The organism is Streptomyces sp. NPDC054765 (genome assembly GCF_053612065.1).
This window is the reverse complement of the sequence record NZ_JBSHBP010000105.1, coordinates 1-16,280: the sequence shown is the minus strand read 5'-3', so window position 1 is coordinate 16,280 and position 16,280 is coordinate 1. Positions and strand designations below refer to the sequence as shown.

The 16,280-nt window shown below is 70.2% G+C and carries 10 protein-coding genes; 6 read left to right on the top strand and 4 right to left on the bottom strand.

Features of this window, described 5'->3' with window-relative positions; genetic code table 11:
- Positions 1–65 precede the first annotated feature (65 nt).
- Positions 66–443 carry a hypothetical protein gene (locus tag ACWGJY_RS35740; RefSeq protein ID WP_453265063.1) on the bottom strand — a complete coding sequence of 126 codons (378 nt, stop codon included), beginning with the start codon at positions 441–443 and terminating at the stop codon, positions 66–68.
- Between the two features lie 182 nt (positions 444–625).
- On the opposite strand from ACWGJY_RS35740, the gene ACWGJY_RS35735 reads away from it, so the two are divergent.
- Together ACWGJY_RS35735 and ACWGJY_RS35730 are read left to right on the top strand one after the other, a co-directional pair.
- A complete protein-coding gene (locus ACWGJY_RS35735; protein ID WP_453265062.1) occupies positions 626–1,279 on the top strand; it encodes a TetR/AcrR family transcriptional regulator in 654 nt (217 codons plus the stop codon).
- 377 nt (positions 1,280–1,656) lie between these two features.
- A complete protein-coding gene (locus tag ACWGJY_RS35730) occupies positions 1,657–5,031 on the top strand; it encodes a pyruvate carboxylase (RefSeq protein ID WP_453265061.1) in 3,375 nt (1,124 codons plus the stop codon).
- Positions 5,032–5,131: 100 nt separating this feature from the next.
- On the opposite strand, the gene ACWGJY_RS35725 is transcribed toward ACWGJY_RS35730, so the two are convergent.
- The gene (locus ACWGJY_RS35725; RefSeq protein WP_453265060.1) at positions 5,132–6,544 is read right to left on the bottom strand and encodes a DUF4334 domain-containing protein; all 1,413 of its coding nucleotides are present in this window, start codon (positions 6,542–6,544) and stop codon (positions 5,132–5,134) included.
- 320 nt (positions 6,545–6,864) lie between these two features.
- Between ACWGJY_RS35725 and ACWGJY_RS35720 the strand changes: the two genes are divergently transcribed.
- From ACWGJY_RS35720 to ACWGJY_RS35705, 4 genes are all read left to right on the top strand, one after another.
- Complete coding sequence (locus tag ACWGJY_RS35720) at positions 6,865–8,427, top strand: prenyltransferase/squalene oxidase repeat-containing protein (RefSeq protein ID WP_453265059.1); 1,563 nt, start codon at positions 6,865–6,867, stop codon at positions 8,425–8,427.
- A gap of 28 nt (positions 8,428–8,455) precedes the next feature.
- Positions 8,456–9,847 (top strand): cytochrome P450, encoded by a 1,392-nt coding sequence (locus tag ACWGJY_RS35715; protein WP_453265058.1) that lies wholly within the window; start codon positions 8,456–8,458, stop codon positions 9,845–9,847.
- Positions 9,848–9,911: 64 nt separating this feature from the next.
- Entirely contained in the window at positions 9,912–10,697 is a 786-nt protein-coding gene (locus ACWGJY_RS35710) for an SDR family NAD(P)-dependent oxidoreductase (protein ID WP_453265057.1), read from the top strand.
- A 561-nt stretch (positions 10,698–11,258) separates the two neighbouring features.
- Positions 11,259–14,087 carry a helix-turn-helix transcriptional regulator gene (locus ACWGJY_RS35705; RefSeq protein ID WP_453265056.1) on the top strand — a complete coding sequence of 943 codons (2,829 nt, stop codon included), beginning with the start codon at positions 11,259–11,261 and terminating at the stop codon, positions 14,085–14,087.
- A 127-nt stretch (positions 14,088–14,214) separates the two neighbouring features.
- Here the strand turns inward: ACWGJY_RS35705 and ACWGJY_RS35700 are convergent, their stop codons facing one another.
- Both ACWGJY_RS35700 and ACWGJY_RS35695 read right to left on the bottom strand, forming a co-directional pair.
- On the bottom strand, positions 14,215–15,222 hold the full coding sequence (locus ACWGJY_RS35700) for an RICIN domain-containing protein (RefSeq protein WP_453265055.1): 1,008 nt from the start codon (positions 15,220–15,222) through the stop codon (positions 14,215–14,217).
- Positions 15,223–15,819: 597 nt separating this feature from the next.
- Positions 15,820–16,086, bottom strand: coding sequence for a hypothetical protein (locus ACWGJY_RS35695; RefSeq protein WP_453265054.1), 267 nt, complete (start codon positions 16,084–16,086; stop codon positions 15,820–15,822).
- Between the last annotated feature and the right edge of the window lie 194 nt (positions 16,087–16,280).

Sequence of the window (16,280 nt, the reverse complement as noted above, 5' to 3'; positions counted from 1 at the left end):
GGTACGGCACACCTGCAGCAGGTGTGCCGTACCCGTGTCCGGTGACAGCGGAAGCCGGACGCCGGTCAGGGGCGCGTGTCAGCGCGCGGGAGGTACCGGGCCCGTGCTCGATGGAGGGCGACGATGACGGCGGCGGACGTGGCGAGGATCAGCCCGGCGAACACGGGGTGCATGTCCTTGGACAGGCTCTGCGCCCCGTCGGGCCGCGCCAGCCATACGACGAGGGGGACGGCGTATGCGGCGGCGAGCAGGGTGGCCGCGCGGCGTGCCGGCCGGTCGCGGACGGACCGGTGCGTGCCGACCAGCACGATCACGACCGGGAGGCCCGCGACCAAAGCGAACTGCCCGGCCACCATGACGGGGACCGCCCAGGAGGAGACCGTCACCGACAGCGGTGCGCGCCGGCCTGTGTGGAGGTGTGGTGACTCGGTTGTGGTGGCCACGGGGTTCCCCTCGTCGGGTGGAGTGCGGGGTGGCGCGGGCGGTGCCGCGCAGTCCCGCACGAGCTAGAAGTTCACGTGTTAGTGAGAACTTATAACGTATCCAGGTTGGAGGTCAATGGATGAGTGATACTCTCTAACGAGATCTTGAAGGTGTAGTCACACGGACGGGAGAGGTGGCAGCCGTGGCGAAGACGGACGCGGGGACCCCGCGGGAGCGGTATCGCACCCAGGTGCGCGCGGAGATCAAGGAGCACGCCTGGGAGCAGATCGCCACGGCGGGGGCGTCCGCGCTCTCCCTCAACGCGATCGCCAAACAGATGGGCATGAGCGGGCCCGCGCTCTACCGCTACTTCGCCGGCCGCGACGAGCTGATCACCGAACTCATCCGGGAGGCGTACCAAACCCTCGCCGAGGCCCTCCGCACGGCCTCCGCCGACGGTGCCGGGCTGGCCGGACTGGCACACGCCCTGCGTGCCTGGGCCCTGGCGGACCCTCAGCGCTATTTCCTCATCTACGGCACCCCCGTCCCCGGCTACCACGCGCCCGAGGACATCACCGGCACCGCCTCCGAGATCATGACCACTCTGCTCGACGCGTGCACGGCGCTCGCCCCGGACGGTCCCGCGGCTCCGTTCAGCGCCCACCTGGAGAGCCACCGTGACTGGGCCGGCGGCCACCCCGCCCCGCCCGCGGCCCTCCACCGGGCCCTGACTTTCTGGACCCGGCTGCACGGCGTTCTGTCCCTGGAACTCGCCGGCCACTTCACCAACATGGGTTTTGACCCCGCTCTGTTCTTCGCGGCCGAACTGGACGACCTGCTGGCGCGCCGGGCCTGACGCCGCACGCGGTGCGGCCCCTGCGCGAACCCGTCACCCCGGTGGGGTGGTCGCGGGCCTGGAAGCACGTCCTCACCCGCAGGGAACCGGCCGCCGGCTCGGCCACACAGCCCTGCGTTCTGCGCCACGCCAGGGTTTCGTTCCTGGCGGTGCTCGTGGGTGGATACGGCACTCGTGGGTGGATACGGCGGAGTGCGCGCGTCGAGCGGGCCAGTGCAGGTATCGGTGTCCTTCGTCACCCCTGGCAGGGTTCACGCTGATCCATTTGCTGGGTTACACGGCGGCTGGTCAGGTAAGAAGTCACTGCGGGTCCGGCGTCTGATCTGCGCGTAGCGGACACCATGGTGTCCGTCAACGGCAGGCTGAAGGGATCCAGAATGTTCCGCAAGGTACTGGTCGCCAATCGTGGAGAGATCGCGATTCGCGCTTTCCGTGCCGGCTACGAGCTGGGCGCGAAAACCGTTGCCGTCTTCCCGCACGAGGACCGCAATTCACTGCACCGGCTGAAGGCCGACGAGGCACATGAGATCGGTGAGCCGGGACACCCGGTGCGTGCCTATCTCTCCGTGGAGGAGATCGTCCGGGCCGCGCGTCAGGCGGGAGCGGACGCGGTGTACCCGGGCTATGGGTTCCTGTCCGAGAACCCCGACCTGGCGCGTGCATGCGAGGAAGCCGGCATCACGTTCGTCGGGCCGGGCACGGACACGCTCGAACTGACCGGGAACAAGGCCCGCGCGGTGGCCGCCGCGCGGGCGGCCGGCGTACCGGTGCTCGGTTCCTCGGAGCCCTCCACCGACGTGGACGAATTGGTCCGTGCCGCCGAGGACATCGGCTTTCCCCTGTTCGTCAAGGCGGTGGCCGGCGGCGGCGGGCGCGGTATGCGCCGCGTCGAGGACCCCGGCACGCTGCGCGAGTCCATCGAGGCGGCGGCCCGCGAGGCCGCGTCCGCGTTCGGTGACCCCACCGTCTTCCTGGAGAAGGCCGTCGTCGACCCCCGCCACATCGAGGTGCAGATCCTCGCCGACGGGGACGGCAACGTCATCCACCTCTTCGAGCGCGACTGCTCGGTGCAACGCCGGCACCAGAAGGTGATCGAACTCGCGCCCGCGCCCAACCTCGACCCGGCGCTGCGCGAACGGATCTGCGCCGACGCCGTGACATTCGCCCGGCAGATCGGCTACCGCAACGCGGGCACCGTGGAGTTCCTGCTCGACCGCGACGGGAACCACGTCTTCATCGAGATGAACCCGCGCATCCAGGTCGAGCACACGGTGACCGAGGAGGTCACCGACGTCGACCTCGTGCAGGCGCAGCTGCGTATCGCCGCAGGTGAGACGCTGGCCGATCTCGGCCTCACACAGGACACGGTCGCCCTGCACGGCGCCGCGCTGCAATGCCGTATCACCACCGAAGACCCCGCCAACGGCTTCCGCCCGGACACCGGCAGGATCAGCGCCTACCGGTCACCGGGCGGCTCGGGGATCCGGCTGGACGGCGGCACCACGCACGCCGGTACGGAGATCAGCGCGCATTTCGATTCGATGCTGGTCAAACTCACCTGCCGGGGCCGGGACTTCAGTACCGCCATCGGCCGGGCCCGGCGCGCCGTGGCCGAGTTCCGCATCCGCGGTGTGGCCACGAACATCCCGTTCCTGCAAGCCGTTCTGGACGACCCGGACTTCCGGGCCGGGCGGGTCACCACCTCGTTCATCGAAGAGCGTCCGCATCTGCTCACCGCACGCCACTCCGCCGACCGCGGCACGAAGCTGCTCACCTACCTCGCGGACGTGACGGTGAACAAGCCGCACGGCGCACGGCCCGAGCTGATCGACCCGATCACCAAGCTGCCCCCCTCGCCCGCGGCCGAACCGCCCGCCGGCTCCCGGCAGCGGCTCGCCGAGCTCGGCCCGGAACGGTTCGCCCGGTGGCTGCGCGAGTCACCGGTCATCGGAGTCACCGACACCACCTTCCGGGACGCCCATCAGTCACTGCTCGCCACAAGGGTCCGTACCAGGGACATGCTCGCCGTCGCCCCGGTGGTGGCGCGCACGATGCCGCAACTGCTGTCACTGGAGTGCTGGGGCGGCGCCACCTACGACGTCGCGCTCCGCTTCCTCGCCGAGGACCCCTGGGAGCGCCTGGCCGCACTCCGCAAAGCCGTGCCGAACATCTGCCTGCAGATGCTGCTGCGCGGCCGCAACACCGTCGGCTACACGCCGTACCCGACCGAGGTGACCGACGCCTTCGTACGGGAGGCCGCGGCCACCGGTATCGACATCTTCCGGATCTTCGACGCACTGAACGACGTCGGGCAGATGCGGCCCGCCATCGACGCCGTACGGGAGACCGGAACGGCCGTCGCCGAGGTCGCCCTGTGCTACACCTCCGACCTGTCCGACCCGTCCGAGCGGCTCTACACCCTGGACTACTACCTCCGCCTGGCCGAGCAGATCGTGGCGGCCGGCGCCCAGGTCCTGGCCATCAAGGACATGGCAGGGCTGCTCCGGGCGCCGGCGGCCGAGACGCTCGTATCAGCCCTGCGCCGCGAGTTCGACCTGCCGGTGCACCTGCACACCCATGACACCGCGGGCGGCCAGCTGGCCACCTACCTCGCCGCGATCCGGGCCGGCGCGGACGCGGTGGACGGTGCGGTGGCGTCCATGGCCGGCACCACCTCGCAGCCTTCGCTGTCGGCCATCGTGGCCGCCACCGACCACTCCGCACGGCCCACCGGACTGGATCTGAAGGCGGTCGGGGACCTGGAGCCCTACTGGGAGAGCGTCCGCAGGATCTATGCACCGTTCGAGGCGGGCCTCGCCTCGCCGACCGGCCGTGTGTACCACCACGAGATCCCCGGCGGGCAGCTTTCCAACCTGCGTACCCAGGCAGTCGCGCTCGGCCTGGGGGACCGCTTCGAGGAGATCGAGGCGATGTACGCCGCCGCCGACCGGATTCTCGGCCGCCTGGTGAAGGTGACCCCGTCGTCCAAGGTGGTCGGGGACCTGGCTCTGCACCTGGTGGGCGCCGGGGTGGAACCGGAGGACTTCGAGGCGACGCCGAACGAGTTCGACATCCCCGATTCCGTCATCGGTTTCCTGCGCGGCGAGCTGGGCAACCCGCCCGGCGGGTGGCCGGAGCCGTTCCGCGCCAAGGCGCTGGAGGGCCGCGCCGAACCCAGGCCCGTACAGGAATTGACCGCGGATGACCGTGCGGGACTGGAGAGGGACCGGCGCGCGACGCTCAACCGGCTGTTGTTCCCCGGGCCGGCGCGCGATTTCGAGACACACCGTCAGGCCTACGGCGATACCAGCGTGCTGGACAGCAAGGACTTCTTCTACGGACTGCGTTCCGGAACGGAGTACGCCGTCGACCTAGAGCCGGGCGTACGGCTCCTGATCGAGCTGGAGGCCGTCGGAGAGGCCGACGAACGCGGTATGCGCACCGTGGTGTCCACCCTGAACGGACAGCTGCGGCCGATCCAGGTACGTGACACCGCGGCTGCCGCCGACGTACCGGTGACGGAGAAGGCCGACCGGGGTAACCCCGGCCACGTCGCCGCGCCGTTCGCCGGAGTGGTGACGCTCGCGGTGGCCGAGGGCGACGAGGTGACGGCCGGCACCACGGTGGCCACCGTCGAGGCGATGAAGATGGAAGCCGCGATCACCGCCCCGAAGGCCGGGCGGGTGGCCAGGCTGGCCATCAACCAGATCCAGCAGGTGGAGGGGGGCGACCTCCTCGTCGACATCGAGTGAATCGCCGCCGGCTTCGCCCCTTGCTCGGCCGGGATGAGGTGCTTCCCTGATGGCTTCCGACGAGGTGTGACGTACTGCCCCAACCCCCGTCGTCGGCTCGCTAACTGCCGTCGCCGGGTGGCTGGGGCAGCGACGCGGGTACGCGGGTGAGGTGGAAGAAGAAGTCCGCGGGGGCTCCCTTCTTGTCCATCACGCACAGCAGGACGTGGTCACTGAGCCGGCGGAAATGGTCGATGATGGGCAGCTGGTCATAGACCATCGCCGTGGACCGCTTGCCGCGGTACACGACCTCATGCAACCTGGCGAGGCCCATTTCCTCGTACGAGAAGACCGTCCCGTCCTCGTCGCGGCACAGCAGCGGTTCCACGTGATCGGCGTCGACGAACCGCTTGCCGTACCACCGCATCTGCGTCAGCAGCGCGGCGTTCTCACTGGTGTGCTCGAACCCGCCGCCCTGCCAGGTGCCGATGAGGAGATCGGCGTCGACCGGTTCGAGCCTGTCGAAGAGCTCCGCCAGCTTCGTGTTGTCGTACTGCCCTCCGGACGCGATGGCGTCCAGAACTTCCTGCTCGATGGTCATGGCCGGGGCCTCTCCAGGCTGGGGGACGAACGGTCTGTGCCGGGCGTACGCGGCGCTGCCCGGCCCGCCCGGCAGGGGTGAGGTGGTGGCCTGGCCGGGCCGTACGGGGTCGAAGCGGTGGTACATCCGCGCATGCCAGAGCGCCACCCGCTCCAGTGCCACCGCGGAACCGTACCCGGCAGCGGTGAGCGGAGCCAGAGCCCGCCGGCAGTTTTCGAGCCCTTCCTCGGCGCGCCGGTACACCTCCTGCTCGGTCAGGCCGATGGCGAGTGCGTCGGTCTTCCCCTCGGACTGTTCCCGTTGGTGGCCGCGCAGGTCGTTGAGCAGGCGAATGGCGGTCGCTGCCTGGCGCAGCGCCCCGAGCAGCACGGGAAGGCGCCGGGGCAGACCCGGCTCGTCCATGAGGGCCCACAGGGCGGTGACCTGCTGTTCGACGCCGATGGTCCAGGCGCCGTGCCGTAGATAGTCCGTCAGCCGGGGCGCGTCGCCGCCGGCGGCCGCTGTCCGGGCCGCCTCGCGTTCGCCTCGCATGCCGACGAGCGTCTGATGCATGCTTTTCCGCCAGACGGCAGTGAGTTCGGGGCGGCCGTCGCGATGCAGGGCTCGGGCGATCTCCGCCAGTGCGCCCGCCATGGGATCGTCGCTGCCGCCATCGCTGCCGCTATCACTGCCCTGCCCCGCGAGGACCCGGTGCCAGGCCCGGACGCGGGTCGGGGTCCCGTCCAGGCCCGCGGATTCCGGTGCGTCCGGTGCGTCCGGTGCGTCCAGAATATTGTCGATCGCCATCAGCCAGACGGTGAGCCGGGAGATCTGGTAACAGGTCTCCGGAGGCAGCCAAGGGGTGAAGAACGCCGTCTGAAGGCACATCAGGGGAACCAGGGCGGGGTCCACGGGCAACGCGAACTCTTTGAGCCAGATCTCCAGTCGTGGCATGCTCTGCAATGCGGCGGAGCATGTGTCCGCTATGGAGACGATCTCCCGGGGCGAGTGGTCGTGCGGTCGCGAAGTGTCCACACCTCAGGCTACGTCCCGCGCTCGTGCGGGTCCGGCGCTCGGTGCTTTTCGGCCCGCCCCGGGCCGGTGCGTACGCCCGCAGTCGAATCGCCTCGCCTGCCCCTGGCGAGCCGGCAGCGGGTCGGGCCGTCATCCACGCCGGTGAGCCACATCGGTGCGGCACGCCGACGAAGCGGAACGGAACTCGGAAAGACAGAGGTCAGATGCCAGCAGGACCTGCGATACCGTCCATACCGGCCGTGCGTTTATCGCCCACGCTCGCCACCCGGGTAAGCCGTGCGCTTGCCCTCGCCACCCGTCAAGCACTGTCCACCCAGCGGGACAACGGTTCATGGCTGGCCACCCCCGCCCCTCGTATCACTGAGACCGCACTGTGCACGCTGGCCCTGGCACACTCTCCGCACCCCGGCGCCGACCGAGCCGCCGAGCGGGGCAGGGCGTGGCTCGCCAACGGCGCCGCCCCGCAGAACCACCATCCGGTGGCCCATGCCATGGAGGCCGCGCTGCTGTCCCTGGCCCTGGACACCGGTGGCCCCATCGACGTGAGTCACCCCTCCTTCGCGGACCGGGCGCTGTCGGCCCGAGCCCGCCTTCTCCAGGCCATCGCCCTGTACACCGGCCGGGCGACCAGCGGCGGCACCGGCTCCGCCGCGCTGCGCACCCAGCTGGCCACCGCGGTCGCAGCCCAGGGGCAGCTCAAGCGCTGGACCCGGGTGGAACTCTGGTCCGCACACGCACTGGTGGAAACCCACTTCGGCGACCGGACATCCGCCCGGCACGCCGCCCGTATGGTCGCCGACCAGCAGTCCCCGTCGGGCGACTTCTTCGCCAATCCGGTCACCACCGCTCTCGCGGCGCTCGCGCTCCAGGCCGCCGACCCCGGCTCAGCCGCCGCCCGCCGCTGTGCGGAGTACCTTGCCACCAGCCAACTCCCCGACGGGACCTGGCGTTTTTCCACCAGTGATGTCTGGGACACCGCGCTGACCATGCGCACCTTCCACGGTGCGGCGGACTTCGACCGCCACGGGCTGCCGGCCGCCGTCTCGTTCCTGGTCGCGGCACAGAACCCGGACGGCGGCTGGCCCTACCGCTCGGGCGTCGAATCCGACAACGACACCACTGCGGCCGTCCTGATCGCTCTGGACGGTGCAAGGGGCGCGCCCGGCGAAACGGTACGGGCCGGGCTCAGCCACCTGGACCGGCAGCAGACGGCCGACGGTCTCTGGCGGACGTGGCAGTCCGCCGGGGACCCTCCGGTGGATGACGTGGTCGCCCATGTCGTCACCGCACTGGACCGCCACTCCGGCCGCCATCGCGTGCCACTGGCCGCGGCGCGTGGCTGGCTTGCCGAACGCCTCGGCGAACAGGGGCGCTGGCACGCCGGGTGGTACCGGGGGCTGTCGTACGCCACCGCCGAGGTCCTTCCCGCCCTCGACGCGGCGCTACCCGCGGGAGGCCACCCCGCCGCCCGGACCCTGGCCGAAACCCGTAACCCCGATGGTGGTTGGCCCGTCGAAGCGGCCGGCCCGAGCACTCCTGCCGCCACCGGACTGGCGCTCGCAGCTCTGGAACGTGGCGGTCTGCTCAGCGAGGAACTCTGGGCGCCGGCGCTCGGCTACCTTGTGGAGACCCAGCGCGACGACGGCATCTGGCCGGGCGTACCGCTCATGTACGGCCCACGACCGCTCCTCACGCACTACCCCACCCACACCCAGGCGTTTGCCGCCGACGGCCTCTTTGCCGGGCAGCGCCGCCTCCGAACCGCCGTTGGGGCCACTGCCTCCGCCGACCAGGAGGGCTGACATGCGGCCGGGCCCGAGAAGGATCGGCATGAGCAGAATCGGTGCACTACTGACCGGCGGACCGGGACGGACCGCCGCCGATGCACCCACCGAAGCCCCCGTCGCCCCCGGCCGCGTACCGCTGGCCGGCCACGCCCCATGGCTCCACCGTGCTCCGCTGCGCTTCATCCGCGAGCTGCGGCACCACGGACCGGTGACGAAGATCTACATCGGCCCCCGGCCGGTACACGTCATCAACTCTCATGAACTGGTACGGGAGTTGCTGACCGTGCAGGCCCGCGCCTTCGACAAGGGCGCGATGTTCGACGCCCTGCGCGTGCCTCTCGGCGACGGGCTGATCACCGCCGCCGGCGACCGCCACCTCCGCCACCGCCGGCTGATGCAACCCGCCTTCCACCGCGACCGGATCGCCGGCTACGCCCGCGTCATGTCCGAAAGATCCCTGGCGCGGGCCGCCGTCTGGGAGCCCGGTACCACTCTCGATCTGGTGCCGGAGATCCACCGTCTGACCCTCGACATCCTGCTGCGTACCCTCTTCGCGGACCCCCAGGACCCTGAGCTGCGCACCGCTGTCAAGGACTGGCTGGCCGTCAAGTACCACTCGATGCGCCTTGCCCTCTCCCCGCTGCACGCCTGGGCGGAACGCCTCCCGCTGCTGCCGGGATGGCGGCCGCCGCAGGCCGGCCCGCTGCGCCGGCTGGTGGCCGTCCAGCACCGCATCATCGAGACCTACCGTGCCGATGGCCGGGACCGCGGCGATCTGCTCTCGATGCTCCTGGCCACGGGTGGCCCGGACGGTGCCCTGACCGACGCCGAAGTGACCGACGAGCTGATCACCCTGTTCCTGGCCGGTACCGGCACCGTCAGCGCGTCTTTGGCCTGGGCGCTGCACGAGATCTCCCGCCGCCCCGACGTCCAACGGCGGATCCACGAAGAACTCGACACGGTCCTCGCCGGACGGCCCCCCGGCTTCGGGGATCTTCCGGCACTGGTCTACACCCGGCAGGTGCTGACCGAAGCGCTGCGGCTGCACCCGCCGTCGTGGCTGCTGATGCGCCGCGCGGTGCGGCCGGTCACCCTCGGTGGCGTACGTCTCTTTGCGGGGGCCGAGGTGTTCTTCAGCCCGTACGCCCTGCATCTCGATCCGCAACTGTACGAGAACCCGGACGACTTCGAGCCCGAGCGCTGGGCGCGCGACGATGCCGCAAAGGCGCCGCGGCACACCTATCTGCCCTTCGGGGCAGGCAGCCGGCTGTGCATCGGGGAAGACTTCGCCTGGACCGAACTGACCCTGGCGCTGGCCGCGTTCACCGCTCACCGGCGCCTGACACCGGCCGGCTCCACCCCCGTGCGGGCCCTGGTCGGCACCGTCCTGCGTCCGGACCGGCTGCCGCTCACGGCGCATGCCCGCCCGTCGTGATCCGCATGGGTCCTCCCATGCCCGCCTCCACCCACCTGCCCCTTCCCCTCGCCAGGAGCCGCACATGCCGGCGCACGCACAGATGTCAGGTAACGGACCACAGCCCGGCCGGCTGCGGGACCGGGTCGCCCTGGTGACCGGTGGCGCCTCCGGGATCGGCGCCTCGTGCGCGCGGCGACTGGCCGCGGAAGGCGCTGTGGTGATGGTCGCGGACCTCGACGAGGACGGTGCGACCCGTGTGGCCCGGCAGATCACCGCAGCCGGTGGCACCGCCCTGCCCCGCCGCATCGACGTCACCGACCCGGACAGCGTCACCCACGTCGTCACGGAAGCCGCCACCCTGCGCGACGGCCTGCGGATCGCGGTCAACAGCGCCGGAACCAGCGGCCCCCTCAGCCCACTGGCCGAACTCCCGCCCGCAGACTTCGACACCGTGATGAGGGTGAACCTGTACGGCGTCTTCCACGCGATGCGCTGCCAGCTCCCCGCGATGGCCGCCACGGGTGGCGTCATCGTCAACCTTGCCTCCATAGCGGCACATTCGGCCTTCCGGGGGCACGGCGCCTACGCCGCCGCCAAGCAGGGTGTCCTCGCCCTGACCCGGACCGCGGCGCGCGAATACGCCGCCCACGGCATCCGGGTCGTGTCGGTGTCACCAGGCATCGTCGACACCCCTATGGTCACCTCGCTGCCGCCCGGCGCCACCGACGGTCTCCTCACCGCCGTCCCCCTGCGGCGCACCGCGCAGCCGGCCGAAGTCGCCGCACTCATCGCGTTCCTGGTGTCCGACGACGCCTCGTACGTGACCGGCAGCGACCACGTCGTCGACGGCGGTTACCTGGCCAAGTAGCCGACCGGAACACCTGCGGGAGCTCCGCGGCAGCTGGTCGAGTCGTGCGGCGCCCAGGGTGCGCCGAGCTCCCGGCGCGGCCACCGCTGCTCCACTGCGCGCGACGCAGCCGGACCCCAGGTGGCCGCTCGTGGGGACACGGAGAGCCGCCGCGAACGTGTGAGCCGTCTTCATGCCGGCCGGCCTGCGTACCGTTTTGTGCCGGATGCCCCCGCCAAGCCGCTGCAGAGCCGGGTGACCGCCTGCGGGCGGCCGGCTCCACCGCGCCCGCCCTGACCTCCGGGCCGCCGCCGTTCCGCACTCGTCCGGTCCCCGCGGCCGGGGCGGCCGGGCGGCATGACGATGGTCATGTCCCGGACCCCACATACCCGGACCCCACCTACCCGGCCTCCCCACATACCCGGCCTCCGCACGTACCCGGGCTCCACGGCTGCCTTGATCGATGAGCGGATCTCGTCCGGCTGACGGTCGTTCGCTACGCACATCCAAGACATGTGCTATGAAACACCTGGCATTGCATGGCGTGGGGGCGAAATGATGGCTTCATCCGAAGGTTGGCTTGTGGGTCGTGCGGCTGAGCTGGCGGAGCTGTCCAGGCTGGCGGAGTCCACGCTCGCGGGCGAGGGGCAGGCCGCGTTCGTCGTGGGCGAGGCCGGTCTCGGGAAGACCGCGGTGCTCGAGCAGGCCGCGGCGGCCGCAGAGCGGAGGGGCCTGCGGGTGCTGCAGGCCAGTGCCCAGGAGCTGGAACAGGCATGTCCGTTCGCCTTCCTTTCAAGCTGCTTGGGGCTGGAGGAGTCTCCCTCGGATGCCCGGCGGGCCCGCGTCGCCGAGGTGCTGCGTGGCGATGCCCGCTACGGTCTGCCAGGCACCAAGAGTGAGACGGCGGGGGCGTATGCCGCGACGGCCGAGGCGATGATCGGGCTGGTCGAGGACTTGTGCGCACAGGGTCCGCTGGCGCTGTTCCTCGACGACCTCCAGTGGGCGGACTCGGCAAGCGTGGCCGTGCTGCACAAACTGGTGGGTTCGGTGCACCAATTGCCGCTTCTGGTGGTGGGTGCGCACCGGCCCGTGTCCGGAGTCGGGGAAGTCGACCACCTGTCACGGAGCCCGATCGCCGGAAATCGCACCCTGCTGGAGCTGTCACCCCTCGATACGGAGGCCGTGGCGGCCCTGCTGGCAGACCTGTGCGGCCGGTCGGCCGGTCCGCGACTGCGCCGTATGGCCGAGGGAGCCGCCGGCAACCCGTTGTACCTCACCGAGTTGATCGCCGCGCTGAGGCGCGAGCACGCCATCGAGACCGGTGAGGCCACGGCGGACATCGCCGCCGGCTGTTCGCTGCCGCCGCTGACCGCGCTGGTGACGCACCGGCTTCGCTATCTGCGTGATGATGCGCTGCAGGTGCTGCGCGTCGCCTCCGTACTGGGTGCCAGTTGCACCACCGCCGAACTCGCAGCGGTGGTGGACCTTCCGCTACGCGACCTGCTGGCCGTCATGGCGGAGGCCGAGGCATCCGGGGTGCTGAGGGACACCGGCCGGCGCCTGCGCTTCCGGCACGAGGTCATCCGGCACGCCTTGTACGACGCCGTGCCGGGGTCGGTCCGGGCCATGCTGCACATGAGAGCAGCGCAGTGTCTGGCCGACGCCGGGGCAGCTCCCGAACGCGTTGCCGAGCACCTCCTCAACGGGCTGCCGAGCCCGGACTTCCTGATCACCTGGCTGGAAGGATCCGCGGCACGGCTCACCACGCGGGCACCGGCCATGGCTCTGCGGCTGCTCACCACGGCGCTGGAACTCGGCGACCCCACGGATGCCGGGTACGCCGGCCTCCGTCTGCACCACGCCCTTGCGCAGCTTTCCTGCGGTCTCCTCGCCGAGGCGGAGGAAAGTGCCCGCTGCGCCCTGGCCAAGGCGCCTGACCCCGGGTGGGAATGCCTGATGCGCTGGATCGTCATCCAGGCCGCGTTCGCCCGTGGCCGGCCCGACCTGGCACTGGCGGAGGCGCGGGCCGGATACCGGAAGCCGGACGTACCGGCGATCGAGGCGGTCCGGCTCCAGGCGTTCGGCGCGGTATGTCTCTTCGCGCTGGGCGACCTCACCGAAGCCGGCGCGGTCGCCTCACGTGCCCGGCGCGCCGCCGACAAGGCCGGCGACAGTCACGCCCTGGCCGGCGCCCTGCACGTACTGGCAGCCAAACGATTCCTCGAAACGCCTGACGCCGAAGCGGTGGAACTTGCGCGGCAGGCGTCCCGCCTCACGCCCGACACGATGCACCCGGCGCAGTGGATGGGGCTGCAACTCGCCCTGGTGAACTACTACGTCGATCTCGATCTCGGGCACGACGCCCAGCGGGCCCTCGCCGCCATACGCATCCCGGCGGAGCACACCGGAGGGATGTTTCTGCCCTGGTACCACCTGTCCTGCGCGCTCCTCGCGTTCCACACGGGGCGCTGGGACGATGCGCTGGCGGAGATCGCATCAGGTCTCGACTGCGGAGGCCGGGACGCGCTGAACCGGGCGCTGCGGGCGGTGGCGGCGTTGATCGCCGTGCACAGAGGCAGCCGCCCCCTCGCCGAAGCACATCTGACCGCTCTGCCGCCCGAGGCTGACAACTCGACGGTCGCTGCCTTCTACGAGTATCTGCCGCTGTGCGCCGGCGCCCTTCTGGACGAAGCGCAGGGCGATGCCCAGCGTGCCTACTCCCGACTCGCCGAGGCGTTCGACAGCGGCGTCGGCCATCTGCCGGGCAAGCTGATCCTCAGCTTTCTGACACCTGATCTGGTCCGCCTGGCCCTGGCCCAGGGGGACCATGCGAACGCACAGCGATACGCTGCCGCCGCGCAACGGCGCGCCGACCACAGCGGCGGCCTCTACCACCTCGGTGACGCCTACCGCTGTCAAGGCCTGCTGAGCGGGGACCCCGATCTGCTCATGGAAGCGGTCCGCTGCTACCGCAACGCTCCGCGGCCGCTCAACGCGGCACATGCCCTTACCGATGCGGCAGAAATGCTGGCCCGCAGAGGGCGGCTGGACGACGCCCGCGCTCTGCTCGATCAGGCGCTGGACACGTTCACGCAGATGGGCGCGGTCCGGGACATGGCCCAGGCGACGTCCCGGCTGCGTGCGGTCGCCGTTCGCCGGGGCTCACACCGGACCCGAACCGGCTTTCGCGACGGCTGGGAAGCACTCACCCACACCGAACGCCTGGTTGCGGAGCACGTGGCCGAAGGGTGTTCCAATCCCGAGATCGCCGCTCGGCTGTCCATCGCCCGAAGCACCGTCAGCACCCATGTGTCCAGCATCCTCAGAAAGCTGGTGATGACCTCACGGGTCGAGATCGCCGCGGAGGTGACCCGCCGGCAGAAGTCCGGGCGGTCACCTTCGCAGGGCTGACCCCCTCGGCGCTCGACGCGTTGTTCCCCGGCTCCGTTCGCGGAGGCCGGGGAAAACGGTCCGACGGCGTGCCGTCAGATCACGCGACGGAGTGCACTCGGATCACGAGGGGAGTGCTCCGCACCGGTCACCGGTTGTTGACACACTCCGGAGCGGGGCTGTCGCTCGTGCACAGCACCAGGTTGCTGCTGAGACTGTCGGTGCCGTCCTTGGCGGGGACGGTGGCGGTGCCGTCGCCGGACCAGGTGTCACCGAGATCATTGGTGAACGTCCACTTACCCGTCACCGTCTTCATCAGCTGGCCTCGCATCGCCCAGCTGTAGTTGCCCGGCTTCACGGATATCTTGTTTGCGTCGCTCACGGTGTCGGTCTGGGTCCAGGAGTGCTCGTAGCGTGCGGTGAGCGCCGTACTGACCTTGGCCGTGACGAATTCGACGTTGACCCCGACCTCGCTCGTGACGGTGAGGGAGGTGCCCACCGTATTGGTCTGGGACGTGGTCTGCGTCCAGGTGATGGTCCGTTCCCCGGGGTCGGTGCTGTTGTTCCACACGTTGGAGCTGACCCGCTTCAGGTTCCCCACGGAAGCCACGCTGTCGCCGGTGACCGCGTAATCGCACGACTTGACGGTGCCGGCACCGTTGCTGCACTGCTTCAGGGCGTACGCGGTGGCCAGGTCCGAGAGGCTGGGGCCCGTGTAGTCCGGACCGGGCGTCGGGCCGATGGTCCACTCCTGATTGCCGGCACCGTTGCAGTCGTGGATACCCACGGTTGTGCCGTCGTTACTGCTTCCCCCGAACACATCCATGCACTTATTGGTGTTGACGTTCCGGATCAGGTAGTAGCCGTCACCACCGTTCGAGGGCTGCAGATACCAATTCTGCTTGCTGTTTGTCTGGTCGCAGTACTTCGGCTCGACGAGGTGGCCGTTGTCGGTGTTGAAGTCGACGCACTTCTGCGTCTTGTCGTTGCGGATCAGGAAACTCCCGTCCCCATGGGGGAGGATGCTCCAATTCGCCATCGGCGACTTGTTGATGACCATTTCGGTCCCGTAGTCCGGCGAGTCCTTCGCCAGGTCCAATGACGGCGCAAGACCGTCGCCCTGGGGCAGGCGCGGTGACAGGGACAGGCCGGTCATGGCGGGGGTTTCCGCGTGAGCCGTTCCGGTCGTGAGCGGAGAGACTGACGTGGCGAGAGTGGCGAAGGCGACCGCGGCAAATGCGGCCATCGTTCGCCGCACTGGCCCGTGGGGGGTCGGCTCGGTGGTCATGGATATTCGGTTCTCCTTGGGCAGTTCTTGCCTGATGGGGGCGGGCTTGGCAACCGGCCCTCTTGCCGTGGCAACGCCTCCCGGACAAGCGCGGAAGCCCTCATCCCGGGCTGTGGCCCTGCTGCGGCGGTGCCAACGTACGGGCGGCTGCCCGGCGTTACATCCACCAACTGACGGAGGACTTGGCCAAGCGGGCACCCGCTGCGGCGTTGCCCTCTCTGCCCGGCGGGGCCATGAACCGGCCCCGCGCCCGGTGGTGAAGTCCGCGAACCACGTGAGCATCTCGGGGTGGGTCGTGGCTCCTTCGGCACTGACGTCGGTGCGGCCGGCTCCTTGGAGCAGGCGCTTGACGGGAACTTCCAGTTCAGGTGCCGGAGCGTGGGCAACCCGTCCTCGATCTCGGCCACTTCCCTTGTCCGGTCGAACTTCTTGCCTCCGTAGCGGTAACCGACGGCGGGGTGTGGGTCATGGCTGGGACTCCGGGTTGCGGACCGCCGTGGGCAGCAGCCCCAGACGGTGCCGATCGTGGTCGTAGAAGCGCTTGCCGACGGCGAAGGCCGCACCGCTCGCGAGGGCGACGAGGGGGACGATCTGCAAGGCGTCGAGCAGGCCCACGCGATCGGCGAGCATGCCCGTGACGGCAGGCCCCGGTGCGAGGCCGAGCAGGCTGTTGGCGAGGGTGAGCGTGGCGAAGGCCGTCGCCGAGAGGGCGCCGGGGGTCAAGTTCGCCACCACGGCGGCGGTCGGCCCGGCCGTCGCGTTGCACAGCAGACTCCCGACGCCTATCAGCCCGAGCTGCAGGGGACCGGCCGGCAGGTGGAACCCGCCTCATGAAGTTTCCCCGTGATCCTGGACACTCTTCTTCTACGCTGCGAGTGTTTGGGCGTTACGGAACCGCTGACGCGTCTCGTGGGGTGTGAGGTACC